At 71.9% G+C, this 12,501-nt stretch carries 9 protein-coding genes; 4 read left to right on the top strand and 5 right to left on the bottom strand.

The annotated features are described in order from the left end of the window. The first annotated feature begins 65 nt into the window (after nucleotides 1-65). On the top strand, nucleotides 66-1,064 hold the full coding sequence (locus ACIPJI_RS15800) for a translation initiation factor 2 (protein WP_356618833.1): 999 nt from the start codon (nucleotides 66-68) through the stop codon (nucleotides 1,062-1,064). A gap of 170 nt (nucleotides 1,065-1,234) precedes the next feature. On the opposite strand, the gene ACIPJI_RS15795 is transcribed toward ACIPJI_RS15800, so the two are convergent. Both ACIPJI_RS15795 and ACIPJI_RS15790 read right to left on the bottom strand, forming a co-directional pair. Continuing rightward, a complete protein-coding gene (locus ACIPJI_RS15795) occupies nucleotides 1,235-1,927 on the bottom strand; it encodes an ABC transporter ATP-binding protein (RefSeq protein WP_307707088.1) in 693 nt (230 codons plus the stop codon). A gap of 49 nt (nucleotides 1,928-1,976) precedes the next feature. Further along, nucleotides 1,977-3,434: an ABC transporter permease gene (locus ACIPJI_RS15790; RefSeq protein ID WP_402246747.1), complete on the bottom strand. Its 1,458-nt coding sequence runs from the start codon at nucleotides 3,432-3,434 to the stop codon at nucleotides 1,977-1,979. Between the two features lie 150 nt (nucleotides 3,435-3,584). Between ACIPJI_RS15790 and ACIPJI_RS15785 the strand changes: the two genes are divergently transcribed. Together ACIPJI_RS15785 and ACIPJI_RS15780 are read left to right on the top strand one after the other, a co-directional pair. Beyond that, nucleotides 3,585-4,262 carry a helix-turn-helix domain-containing protein gene (locus ACIPJI_RS15785; protein WP_402246745.1) on the top strand — a complete coding sequence of 226 codons (678 nt, stop codon included), beginning with the start codon at nucleotides 3,585-3,587 and terminating at the stop codon, nucleotides 4,260-4,262. Continuing rightward, the gene (locus ACIPJI_RS15780; RefSeq protein ID WP_402246743.1) at nucleotides 4,259-5,593 is read left to right on the top strand and encodes an MFS transporter; all 1,335 of its coding nucleotides are present in this window, start codon (nucleotides 4,259-4,261) and stop codon (nucleotides 5,591-5,593) included. The genes ACIPJI_RS15785 and ACIPJI_RS15780 overlap by 4 nt, the downstream gene beginning before the upstream one ends. Nucleotides 5,594-5,899: 306 nt before the next feature. On the opposite strand, the gene ACIPJI_RS15775 is transcribed toward ACIPJI_RS15780, so the two are convergent. After that, complete coding sequence (locus ACIPJI_RS15775) at nucleotides 5,900-8,272, bottom strand: hypothetical protein (protein WP_402246742.1); 2,373 nt, start codon at nucleotides 8,270-8,272, stop codon at nucleotides 5,900-5,902. Between the two features lie 126 nt (nucleotides 8,273-8,398). After that, complete coding sequence (locus tag ACIPJI_RS15770; RefSeq protein ID WP_402246740.1) at nucleotides 8,399-9,418, bottom strand: hypothetical protein; 1,020 nt, start codon at nucleotides 9,416-9,418, stop codon at nucleotides 8,399-8,401. Nucleotides 9,419-9,660: 242 nt separating this feature from the next. Here ACIPJI_RS15770 and ACIPJI_RS15765 point away from each other — a divergent pair, with 242 nt between their 5' ends. Continuing rightward, a complete protein-coding gene (locus tag ACIPJI_RS15765; protein ID WP_402246738.1) occupies nucleotides 9,661-10,887 on the top strand; it encodes an MFS transporter in 1,227 nt (408 codons plus the stop codon). Here the strand turns inward: ACIPJI_RS15765 and ACIPJI_RS15760 are convergent. Continuing rightward, nucleotides 10,872-12,383 (bottom strand): alpha/beta hydrolase, encoded by a 1,512-nt coding sequence (locus ACIPJI_RS15760; protein ID WP_356618847.1) that lies wholly within the window; start codon nucleotides 12,381-12,383, stop codon nucleotides 10,872-10,874. The genes ACIPJI_RS15765 and ACIPJI_RS15760 overlap by 16 nt on opposite strands. Between the last annotated feature and the right edge of the window lie 118 nt (nucleotides 12,384-12,501).

The following is a 12,501-nucleotide window of genomic DNA, read 5'->3' as shown; positions in this document are numbered from 1 at the left end:
CATGGTCCATCTGCCGTGACCTGTGTCGGGCCGGCCGTCAACCGCCCTGCGCGAAAGGTGAATTGATGACTCCGAGGGACCGTTTCACCGTGGTCGGACGCCAGACCGACTGCCATGTCTACGAAGGTGACGGGACACGGCCGATCGCCGAGGAGAACATGCGGGTGAAGTACGTTCCCGGGCGCGTCCGCTTCCCGGAGGAGATCGGCCGCTGGCGGCGGGAGATCGAGGAGGAACAAGCCGCCAAGGAGGCGGCCGGGGAACCGCATCGCTGGAACAACCCGCGCTTCGCCGTGGAACGCCTGACCGTCTCCCGCACCCACACCGCGGAGGAGCCGGTCGCGACGCTCACGCTGCGCGACGCGGACTACTACGACTTCCTGACCACCTCCATCAATCTCGACCGCATGAAGAGCGACGGGCAGACGCTCCGCGAGCAGTACATCGACGGCAAGGACCCGCTGGAGGCGGAGCCGTTCATGTTCTGCAGCTTCGGCGTGAACGTCGCGGTGGAGACGGGCAAGGACAAGAAGATGGTCATCTCCCACCGCAGTTCCCGGGTGGCGGGACACAACAAGTCGAAGTGGAACTCGTCCGCGAACGAGGGCCTGGCCCGCAACCACGACCTGTCTCCCGACGGGAGCGTCAGCCTGCACGCCGTGGCCCGCCGGGCGATGCGCGAGGAACTGGCCGTGTACGAGTCCGACGAGGTCGACCTCGAACTCCTCGGCTTCGGCCTCGATGTGCGCGACAACCAGTGGGCGGCGTTCTTCCGGGCGGTCCTCGCCGACCTGACCGAGGAGGAGCTGAGGGCGCGGTGGAGCCGTGGCATCGAGGACAAGTGGGAACACGACCGCCACGCGTTCGTGCCGGCCGACCCGGAGAGCGTTCTGCGCTTCCTCCGCGACGAACCGGCGGAGAACTGGACAACGTGCGCCCCTGCCCTCTTCTACCTGTCGCTGGTCCGAGCGGCGGTCCGGGCGCGGGACAACGACCCCACGGCCCGCTTCGAGGTGGAGGCGATCGAACGCAGGGTTGTGCGCGAACTCGATGACGACGAGTAGCCCCTGCCCCCGCGCCCGGCCGGAACCGGACCGCCCCTCAAGCCCGCCGACGCCCGGGCCGCCCACCAAGCCCCGCCGACGCCCGAGGCACGCACCAGGCCCGCCGGCGATTGAGGCGCGGGGCTCGGGACAGACCCCCGACGACCGGGCCGCCCCGCCCCCGCCTCGCGCTACGCCGCGTCGACCGCTCGTTCCTTCACCGTCACCCGCCCCTTGCGGATCGTCGCGATCCGCCTCGTCCGGCGCGCCAGCGCCGAGTCGTGGGTGACCATCACGAACGTGAAGGCGTGCTCCTCCCACAACGCCTCCAGCACCTCCATGATCTCGTCGCGCATCGACTCGTCCAGGTTCCCCGTGGGCTCGTCCGCGAGCAGTACCGCCGGCCGTTTCACCAGCGCACGCGCGATCGCGACCCGCTGCTGCTGCCCGCCGGACAGCTCGCCGGGCAGGTGCCGCAGCCGCTCTCCGAGCCCGACGGACGCCAGCGCCTCCCCGGCGCGTTCCCTGCGTTCGCGCGCCTTGAGACCCGGCAGCGGCACGAGCGCCGTCTCGACGTTCTCCTGCGCGGTCAGCGTGGGAATCAGGTTGAAGCTCTGGAAGACGAAGCCGATCTTCTCCGCCCGCACCCGCGTCAGCCTCGCCTCCGGCAGGGTCGCCAGATCCGTCCCGTCGAGGACCACGCTGCCCTCGCTCGGCCGGTCGAGGCCCCCGAGCATCTGCAGCAGCGTGGACTTGCCGCCTCCCGTGGGGCCCTGGATGACGAGCCGGCCGCCGTCCTCGATGGTCAGGTCGACGCCGTCGAGGGCGTTCACACTGTCCTTGCCGCGCCGGTAGCGCTTGGTGACGCCACTGAGCTGGTACATCGTCAACTCCTGTTGTACGTGGAAGAGAAGGGGCCGGGTGTCGGCCGGGTCACTCGACGCGGCGCAGCGCGTCGGCGGGCCGCAGCCGGGATGCCCGCCAGCCGCCGAAGCCGCCCGCGACGAGGCCGCCGGCGACGGCGAGGGTCACGGCGAGGCCGATCGTGGTGAGCGACACGGGCGCGGTGAGCGCGATGTCGAGGGCGCGGTCGGCCGAGTCCCGCAGGGGTCCGCCACCGCCGGGACCGGCGACCCGGAGACCGCCGCCACCGCCCGCCGCGCCCGCCCCGGCGCCACCGCCGAGCTGAGCGGTGAGGGTCGGGCTGAAGGTGGTGATCAGCCACGCGCCGGCGAGTCCGAGGGCGATCCCGAGCGCGCCGCCGACGAGCCCGTTGACGAGCGCCTCGCCGGCGACCTGCCGCGTCACCCTGCCGCTGCGCCAGCCGAGCGCCTTGAGCGTGCCGAACTCCCGCACGCGCCGGCTGACCGCCGAGGACGTCAGCAGTCCGGCGACGAGGAACGCCGCGGCCAGCACCAGGACGGAAAGCCACTTGCCGACGCCCGACGCCAGGTCGGACGCCGTGGACAGCGACCCGGAGACCGTCTCCGCGAGGTCGGCGGAGGTGGTCACGGTCGTGCCGGAGATGTTCTTCTGGATGGTCTCCTTGACGCCGTCGATCTTCTGCGAGTCGGTCGCCTGGACGTAGACCGTGGTCACCTTGTCCTTGGCGTCGGCGAGCCGCTGCGCCTGGGCCAGCGGCAGATAGACGTCGGCCGCGGCGTCGCCGCTGTCCGCGGTCGCGATGCCGATGATCTCGAAGTCGGTGCCGGAGATGGTGAGTTTCTTGCCCGGGCCGAGGTCCTTCTCCTTGGCGTAGGCGCTGTCGAGGACGGCGACCCGCGCGTCGGTCTCGTTCTCCTTGAAGGTCCGCCCGGAGGTGATCGTCGAGGAGGTAAGGGGCCCGAGCTCCTGGTGGGCGACGTCCGTTCCGTACGCCGTGTACGAGTCGACGTCGAAGTCGGCCCCGCCGCCGCGCACGGCGCCGCCACCCGCGCCCGGCCCGCCCTGGCCGGGCTTCTGCTGCACCGCCCCGCGCTTGAACTCGCCGTTGACCTTCATGACGTTGACGCTCAGTCCGCCGACCGCGCCCGCGACGCCTTCCTGCTGCGCGACCTCGGCGACGGTCGAGGAGGCGAGGGTCTCGAACCCCTGGACCATCACGATGTCGCTGCTCTGCTCGGCGTCGTCCCCCTCGTCCTTGGCGTCGAACCGGAAGCGGGGCCGCCGCACGGTCTCGCCCTCGCCGGGCGGCTCCGCGGCCTTGGTGACGGTCATGTCGGTGCCGAGCCCGTACAGCGATTCCAGGACCTTGTCCTGGGCGCGGTTCATCCCGGACGACACGGAGTTGACGACGATGACCAGCGCGATCCCGAGGGCGAGCCCCGAGGCGACGACGAGCGCCGCTTTTCTGCGGCGGCGGAGCTCACGCCGGAGGTAGGTGAAGAACATGGCGTGACGGTATGGACGCGGCGTGATGGGGAGTTAAGGCCCGCATGAGAGCCGCATGAGTGTTCCGGGCGCGCCGGACGGACGGAGATTGCCAAAGAAATTTTGCAAAAACTATTTTGCTGACCACTCGGTCCGATCTACGCTCGCCCGGTGACCGATGACCCCTCACACCGCCGCCGCGTACTCGATCCCCGCCAGGACGCCGCCGCCCTCAAGGCACTCACCCACCCCCTGCGGATCCGGCTGCTGGGCCTGCTGCGCATGGAGGGACCGGCCACCGCGAGCGAACTCGCGGTCAGGACGGGTGAGTCGTCCGCGTCGACCAGCTACCACCTGCGGGTGCTGGCCAAGTACGCGTTCATCGCGGAGGCGGAGCACCGCGACGGCCGGGAACGGCGCTGGAAATCCGTCCACGACGTCACCAGCTGGAGCAACGCCGCGATGGCCGGCTCACAAGAGGCGCGGGCGTTCGTCGACGTGGCCCGACGGGCCCAGCTCGACCATCTGGAACGGTCGCTGGTCCGGCATCAGGAGGACCTCGACACCGGCAGGCTCGGCGGGGAGTGGCTGGAGCCGTCCGGCTTCACCGACCTGGTGGCCCGCCTCACGCCGGAGTCGCTCACCGAGCTGTGGGCGACGTTCGAACGCACCGTGGGCGAGCTCGCCACCCGCGACGAGGGCGACCCCCGCGCCGAGCAGGTCGTGCTCTTCACGGGCGGGCTGGCACTCGGCTCGGGCATCGACGCCGGCGACACGGAGCCGAACGCGGGAGCAGGCAGCACCAAGGCCGGCACGGAGAAGACGTCAGCCACGGAGGACCGCTCGTGAAGCTGCTGGACCCCCGCGCCGCCCGCCGCCGCTTCGTCACCGTCTCGTTCCTCTTCTGGCTCCCCGTCGGCCTCTACGTACCGTCCCAGGTCCTGCTCCTGACCGAACGTGTGGGGCTCACCGCCGTCGCCGGGCTCTTCGCCGTCTACTCGGTCACCGTGTCCGCGCTGGAACTACCGACCGGCGGACTGTCCGACGTCATCGGCCGCCGTGCCGTCCTCGCCGCCTCCGGGCTGCTCACCCTGTCCGGTCTGGCCCTGATGGCGCTCGGTACCACCCTCTGGGCGCTCGCCGTCGCCATGTTGTTGATGGGCACGGGCCGCGCCCTGTCCAGCGGCCCGGCGGAAGCCTGGTACGTCGACACCGTGCAGGCCCACTCCGGCCCCGGCACCGAACTGCGCTCCGGCCTCGCCCGCGGCAACACCGCCTCCTCCGCAGCACTGGCCGCCGGCACGCTCACCGGTGGGGCCCTGCCCTTCATGCTCAACCTCGGCACCGACCCCGGCGCTCACCTCGCCGACGCCACCGGCGGGCTCGTGCTGCCCCTGTCCGTGCCCGGGCTGCTCGGAGCCGCAGTCTGCGTCGCATATGTCGCGTACGTACTGACGGCCCTGCCGGAGCCACCCCGCCCGTCGGTCACACTGCGCGGCGTGCTGCGCGGGGTCCCGGCGACGATGCTGGGCGGACTGCGGCTCGGCGTCACAGAGCCGCTGGTCGGCAGGGTCCTGCTGACGGCGGCCACGGTCGGCGCGTCCTTCGCCACCCTCGAGCTCCTCACGCCCGGGCGGGCCGCCACGCTCACCGGCGCACCCGAGTCCGGAGCCGTGCTCTTCGCCGCGCTCGCCTGCGCCGGCTTCGTGTGTGCCGCGATCGGCAGCCAGTGCGCGCCACTGGCGGCCCGGCTGACGGGCAGCAGCGAGCGCGCGATTCTCGCCTCCCTCGGCGTAGGCACGACCGGGCTGCTGCTGCTCGGCGTGACCGCCGCATGGGACGGCCCCGTGCCCGTCGCCCTCGCCGCGACCGGATACGGCCTGGTCCACCTCGGCCACGGCGCAGCCGGCCCGAACCAGAACGACCTGCTTCACCGCCGCATCGAGAGCACGGTCCGCGCGACCGCCCTGTCGGTGAAGTCCCTCGCGCTGCAGCTGACCGGGGCGCTGGCCGGTCTCCTCGTCGGTTCGCTTCCCGTCGGCCCCCTGCCGTGGCTGGTGGGCGCCGCGGCCCTCCTGCTCGGCGCGCTGCTGTGGACCCGCCGGGCCCGCCCGGCCCCCACGTCCACCCCGGCCACGGGCACACCGCTCCCCGCGACAGATCCGCTGCCCCGGCCTTGAACGAGGTCGTTCGCCGCCCGCACGGAGCGCACCAGGCCCTCTCGGCAGTCGATCCGCAGAACTGTGCAACCGCCGCTCACCAAGGTTTGATCGTGCTTCATGACGGCCGGGACCGCGCGACCGCCGCACGGTTCGCGGTCGAGCTCCAGCAGCACAGCGTGCACGACGGCCCGCGCTGAAGCGCCGGCTGCTGTCGACCCGCCGGAGGCAACCTGGCGGGCAGTGCGGGCGACCACGGGTCGGGACCGCCCGCACTGTCACGCCACCGAAAGGGATGCGGGCGCGGCGCGCTTCCAGCAGGGCTGCTCAGAAGAAGTCGTCCTGCCCCCGGTCGCGTCGCGACCCGTCCCGTACAACGGGAACAGCGGCTCTCCGCCGAAGCCTTGCCGTGGCAGCGGCATTCAGAAGGCGTCGTCTCCACCAGAGCAGCAAAGCCGCTGCGGCAACCACCACCGGCAGCACGCGCAGAGCCAACCCACCGGCGGTCAGGCTCTCTTCCTGTGAACCGGGGTCGGCGGCCCCACGCTGTGCGGGCACCTGCGGTTCGGAGTCGTAGCCGGAGTCGGGACCGGAGTCGGTGCCGGAGTCATGGCCGGCTGCCTGACGCGGTGTGGGCGCGCCGAGCCAGATCGCTCCGCGCCCGTCGGCGGACGGCTCGCTCAGAGAGCGGTCGACCTCCGCTGGCAGGCTCGCGAAGTCCGCGGCGAACCGCTCCCCGGAGACCTTCGCGACGGGAATCCTGCTGAAGTCGACGCCGCCGTAGACATAGCTGCGCACATAGGTGGTCCCGCCTTCGGTGGTCTCGTCGGTGACCTTGAACTCGCCCTTCGTGTACGACTCGACGAACCGGTCGAAGGTGTCGGTGGGCTTCCAGTCGCCGGTGAGCGGCCAGTCGTCGACGTCGCCCGTGTCGATGAGGTCACCGTAGGTGGTGTCCTTGCTGCGGCTCAGGTCGCGATACCACTCGGCGGCGACCCGGGCGAGGTAGACGCGGCGCAGCTCGGCGTACTCGGGGGCGGTGTTGATGGCCTTCTTGAGCTCGGTGAGGACCAGAGTGCGGAAGTGCTGCTCGTTGTAGTCCTCGGTGGCCTTGTCCTGCTTCGGGCACGAACCGGTGGCGTTCGCCCCCCGCTGTTTCAGGTACTGGGTCTCCATCCTGACGTCGAGGGGCGCGTCGAGGATGTAGAGCTTGTCACCGTCCTGGTGGATCGACGCGGGCGCGGGAAGGATCCACGTCCGGTACGACATGCAGTCCCCGCGGATGCCGTCCCAGAACTTCCGTCCCCGTACGGAGTGGGGGTGGATGAGCTTGCCGATCGTCTTCTTCATCAGCAGATCGGCTTCGAGGAGGACCCGTCCGGCGTCCGTACGGCCGAGCCGCTCGTCGACGATACGGTCCGGCTCGCCCGGGTTGAGGTTGACCCAGAACGCCGACGGTTCGAGGGACAGCCAGACGAAGAACGCGTCGGAGCTGCTCTCCGCGGCGTCGAGGCCCGCCGCCGGAGAACCGCCGCCGTCGGCGGAGAGGGGCGCCTGGAAGGCGTACTGCAGACCGCTGCCGTCGCCGGGGTCCGAGAGATGGCGCAGTTGCAAGGAGGAGAAGTCGATCCCGCCGGGCGCTTGGGGCACGGGCTGCGTCAGCGCTCGGCTCAGGCCGTCCGCGGTGCCGCCCGCGGTGCCGCTCTCTGGGCACGGGTCGGCCGCCGGTCGTGCGTTGCGCGCAGCGGCCGGCGCCGCCACGGTCGTCAGCTGCGGGATGAAGCCGAGGGCCTGGCTGTCGCCGCACGGTTCGGCGGCGCGGGGGTTACGGAAGAACTGGTTCTCCTTCCTGCTCTGCGCGATCCGCTGCCGCTCCGCCGCCCTGCGCTGCTTGCTCAGCTGCTTCTGTGCCGCCACTTCCCTGGCCACGGCGGTCTCTTCGGCTTTGGCTCGCGCCCTGGCGCCGTCGATCAGCGCGTTCATCTCGTCGGAAGAGCCCAAGCCGTCCACGACGGCGTAGATGACATCGGTGTTGGCCGGGATCCGGCCGGCGCACTGAGGCCTGCACGGCGAACGGTCGCTGTAGATCACGAAGAGCCGGTCCTGGGGCACCGGTTTCCGCGCATCCTGGCTCAGGAAAGCCAGGTCCCAAACGAGGATCTTCAGTTCGGAGTGGTTGCCTTGCGCTTTCGCCGAGGCCTCGTTGGCGTGCGGGACTACGGCAAACTTCTCGATCCCGGGGCGTTCGTCCATGCGCAACCGCTCGTACAGCGCCGGGTCGTCGTGCTTCAACGCGGCGGTCTCCACCACCTCAAGGCCCCGGGTGTCCACGTCGTCGAGACCCGTGATGTCCACGAACCCGATCGCGACGTTCCGGCTCCCGTCGATCCGACGCGGGTTCTTGCCGCCGTCGAGCTGCGACCGGTGACCCCACACCGACTGCCCGTGCACGTAGGACCGGTGTCCCAAGGGGTCGCTGTACCAGTCGCCTTCGATCCGGGTCAGCGATCTCCCGGAGGGAGCGGGCTTGCGCTCCTTCTTTCCCCCGTCGGCCGTGAGGTTCCGGGTGTGGCCGGGCGTCTGCGTCTGCACCTCGGCGGACGCCTCCGCGAGGCCGCCGCCCGTGCCCAGTAACAGCCCGAGCATCAGCACGGACGCGGCCAGCGCACGCGGCCCCGTACGCCCTCTGGTCGATGACATGTCGCTCCCCCGGTTTCCGTCCGCGCAAAATACGCGACTGCCCAGGAGGGCCCTTCCCCAGCAGTCACCCCCGTGCCGCCGGTCCTTTGGCAGTTGGCCGGAAGTCGCCACTGAAGGGCCGAAGACTCAGCCGCGCAGCGTCACCCCGTACCTGGTGCGCAGGCGGGTGATCTCCCACCACGCCACCGCCGTCACCGACGCCGGGCCGCCGAGGACCGCGCAGAACTGGACGGCCGGCGGCCCCGGCGGCGCTCCGGCCATGGCCAGGTTGATCGCCGCGAGTTCCCACACCAGGACGCCCGTGAGCAGGGCGGGGAGAGCCGCATGCGCGTCGGCCGTGTTGAAGGCGGTACGCAGCGCCGTCGTGGACGCGAAGACGACGAAGAACAGCACCCACAGCACCGGCAGCAGCAGCGCGAGCGTGATCAGCGGGCTGAGACGGCTGCTCTCGTAGGTCCGGCTGAGGAGCATCACGCCCGCGAAGAGCAGCGGTACGGCCGTGAAGGCGCCGAAGTACCAGAGCACCGAGCGGACCGCGGGCCGCAGCCTGGTCCGCATGCCGGGCCGTGCGTGCGGCGGCGCGAGCCGGAAGAGGACGAGGATCACCACGGGAGCGGTGAGGAGCAGCAGCCACGGCGTGACGACCAGCCGGAAAAGGTACTGGTCCTGCACCTCCGCCCAGTCCGCCTCGGTCCCGTAGGCGGCGAGGATCAGGAAGGACGCGACCAGCGCGACCCAGGCCCTGGTCTTCTGCACGCGCCACACCTCGGGGTCCTGGTACCGCCGGTAGCTGTGCGCGGGGAACCGCAGCCTCGCCTGACGACGGGCGGACCTGGCCAGCGGGTAGCCCAGCAGCACCATCAGCGCCGGCCACACACAGAGCAGGCCGATCACCCAGAGGCAGCCGGGCATCCGGCGCACATGCCGCAGCACCTCGCCCAGCGGCGGCCATTCGTCCTGACGGAACTGCTGCCACAGCGACGGGGGCGGACCGTAGGGAGGGTACGGGTACGGGTACGGGTACGGCCCAGGACGGGGCGGCGGTCCCGGATACGGTCCCTGCCCCGGATACGGCCCGGGCTGCGGCGGCACACCTGGCTGCGGCTGCCCCGTCCACCGGTACGGATTCTGTCCCCCGAATGTCACGCCTTCGCCCTTCCTGGAGTGGTCCGCCGATCATTCCAGGTGAGCGAACTGCCGTGCACAGCCAGGTACATGGCGGGCCGGAACCAAAAAGCCCGCTCGACGACCGCCCCCGGCGTAAACTGGGCCGCATGAGCCGACGACGACATTGATCCACCGCAGCGGGTCCTGGAACGGGCTGTCGCGGGCCGCCGCACGGGTGAGCACCCGGCGTCCCCCGTTCGTTCCGCAGAAGGACCACACGCATGCTCACCGTTTCGTCATGCCCGCCGGACCCCCGTGTCCGCGGTGTCCGCCGCCTCGAGCGAAGGCTCTACACCTACGCGGGTCTTGAGGACTTCGTCCTCCTCTACCCCCTCTACGCCCTGCTCTTCGCCGAACACGGCCTGACCACCGCCGAGATCTCCTCCCTCTTCGCCATCTGGTGCGTCGTCGGCCTGCTGGTCGAAGTGCCGTCGGGTGTCTTCTCCGACACGGTGTCCCGCCGCGTCACGCTGGTCGCCGGCCCGCTGCTGACCGCCGTCGGATTCGCGCTGTGGGCGCTCACCCCCTCCTACGCGGCCTACGCCGCGGGCTTCACGCTCTGGGCCGTCGGCGGCTCGCTGCGCTCCGGTTCCATGGAAGCGCTTGTCCATGACGAACTCGAACGGCTCGGCGCGGCCGACCGCTACGGCCGGATCATGGGCAGAGCCGCCGCCTTCGGCATGGCCGCGACGGCCGCGGCCACGGCCGCTGCCGCGCCCGCGCTCGCCTTCGGCGGCGACGCGCTGGTGTGGGCCGGGAGCATCGGCGCCTGCCTGCTGTGCGCCGCGGCGGGCGCGACGCTGCCCGAGCACCGCGCCGCCCACCACGACACCACCGAACGGCCGGGCTACCTCGCGACGTTGCGCTCCGGACTGGCCGAGGTGCGCGGCAGCCGTCCCGTCCGGCGGGCGATGGTCCTCGCCGTGGTGATCACGTCGATCTGGGGTGTGCTGGACGAGTACGTGCCGCTGCTCGCCGCCGCCACGGGCGTCGCGACGGAGACCGTCCCCCTGCTCGTGCTGGTGGTGTGGGTGGGCGTGACGCTCGGCTCGCTGCTGGTGACGGCCGGCGAACGGCTGTCGGTCCGCGCGACCGGGGCGCTGGTCGCGGCCGCGGCCGTGGCGCTCGCGGCGGGCGCGCTGTCGGGCACGCCCGCCGGATTCGCCCTGCTCGCCGTCGCGTTCCTCGTCTTCCAGCTCGCGGATGTGCTGGCCGACGCACGCCTCCAGGCCACGATCACCGGCAGGAGCCGGGCGACCATCACCTCGCTGACGGGCCTCGGCACCAACATCGCCTCGCTGCTGGCGTACGGCACGTACGCGGCACTGTCGCCGCACGCCTCCCACGGCACGGTCTTCGCGCTGCTGGCCGTGCCGTACCTGCTGGTGGCCGCCGCGATGGGCCGGCCACGTCCGGCCCCCGCGCCGGCCGGTCAGGAGGCGCAGTAACGGTCCCGCGCCGGGCGCTCCCCGGTGAGCAGGAAGCGGGTCACGGTCGCGTCGCCGCACTCGTTGCCGTTGTCCACGTAGGCACCGTGGCCGACCGCGTCGACGACGACCATCCGCGCCCGGTCCCCGAAGGCCGCCCGCATCTTCTTCGCGCCCGCGAGCGGGGTCGCCACGTCACGGTCGTTCTGGACGAGCAGGACGTTGGACGGGCCGTGCGGCGTGATGCGGACGGGCCGCTCGGTGGGGCCGAGCTCCCAGAAGGCGCATGGCATCACGTTGACGGGCATGCCGGCCGTGAGCGGATGGCGCTCACGGCTGTCGGCCACGTCCTTCTCGTAGGAGGCCTGGTCGTCCCCCCAGGCGTCCACGTCGTTGCAGAGCGTCGCGGCCGACGCCGCCACGGTGTTCTGCATGGCCTCGTCCGGGGGCGTGTTCGGGGCCGGCAGCCCGGCCCCGGAGCGGGCAGCGGCGATCAGGCGGGCGACGACCGGGAACCGCTTCGGCGAGTAGAGGCTGTCGAGCAGCGTCTGACGCAGCACGTTGCCGTTCAGCTCCTCGGGGTTGGCGCCCGGCCAGGGGATCGGCTCGCGGTCCAGGCGCGCGGCGAGGGCGAGGAAAGCGGACCGTACCTCCTTGGGCGACCCCGCCAGCCGGTCCGGGTCGGCGGGGTCGGCGGCCCAGGCGGCGAAGTCGGGGAAGACGTCCTCGACGCCCACCGCGTAGTTCGCCAGCCAGCCCCGCGACACCCGGTCCGGGTCGGGGTCGTCGTTGCTGTCGAGGACCCAGCGGTCGGTGCGGTGGGGGAACATCTGCGCATAGACGGCGCCGGCGTAGGTGCCGTAGGAGACACCCCACGCGGACAGTTTCCGCTCGCCGAGCGCCTCGCGGATGCGGTCGATGTCGCGCGCCTCGTTGCGGGTGCTGACGGTGCGCAGGACCTCGCCGCCCTTCTCGGCACAGGCGTCGGCGAGGCGCCGGCCGGCGGCGAAGTTGTGGTCGACGGAGCCGTCGGGCGCCGGCCAGGGGCGCAGACGCTCCATGGCGAGGTCGTCGTGCGGGAGGTCGCAGCTGACGGGTGCGGACCGCCCGACGCCGCGCGGGTCGAAGCTGACGACGTCGTACGCGTCGCGCACCGACTGCGGCAGGGCCTTCCCCCGCCGGGAGGGCTCATGCAGACCGGGATTGCCCGGTCCGCCGGGGATGATCAGCAGTGTGCCGCGCCGGGCTTCGGGCCTCTCGCTGCGCAGCCGCGACACGGCGAGCTGTATGTGCGGCCCGCGCGGCTCGGCGTGGTCCAGCGGCACGGACACGGTCCCGCACTCCTGGCGCGGGTCGAGTCCGGTCCCGGGGCACGGGCCCCACCGGACGGCCGATGCGGGCCGGCCGGTCGCCTCTGCGGACGGCGCGGGGAGGGCGACCAGCGTGGTCGCGAGGGCGGGCAGCGTCAGCGCGACGGTGACGGCGGGCCGGAGCCGGAACGTTCGAGTGATTGCCATGGCACGACCCTCCCGGAATTCCGCGCCCGGCCCCACGGGACCAACTGCCGTATCCACCAGGGGGTTTGCCCCACCAGCACAGGCCGGTCACCCCCAGGCGGGCGGACTCCGGGTGCGC

Origin of the sequence: Streptomyces sp. NPDC086835 (genome assembly GCF_044745705.1) — a bacterium.
In the GTDB taxonomy this organism is placed as follows: Bacteria; Actinomycetota; Actinomycetes; order Streptomycetales; family Streptomycetaceae; genus Streptomyces.
Note: the sequence above shows the minus strand (reverse complement) of the source record. Positions and strands in the feature narration are given on the sequence as shown.

Coding starts and splice junctions, on each gene's coding strand:
- ACIPJI_RS15765 (WP_402246738.1), top strand. CDS start 9,661: ATGCTCACCGTTTCGTCATGCCCGCCGGACCCCCGTGTCCGCGGTGTC.
- ACIPJI_RS15800 (WP_356618833.1), top strand. CDS start 66: ATGACTCCGAGGGACCGTTTCACCGTGGTCGGACGCCAGACCGACTGC.
- ACIPJI_RS15775 (WP_402246742.1), bottom strand. CDS start 8,272: ATGTCATCGACCAGAGGGCGTACGGGGCCGCGTGCGCTGGCCGCGTCC.
- ACIPJI_RS15795 (WP_307707088.1), bottom strand. CDS start 1,927: ATGTACCAGCTCAGTGGCGTCACCAAGCGCTACCGGCGCGGCAAGGAC.
- ACIPJI_RS15790 (WP_402246747.1), bottom strand. CDS start 3,434: ATGTTCTTCACCTACCTCCGGCGTGAGCTCCGCCGCCGCAGAAAAGCG.
- ACIPJI_RS15760 (WP_356618847.1), bottom strand. CDS start 12,383: ATGGCAATCACTCGAACGTTCCGGCTCCGGCCCGCCGTCACCGTCGCG.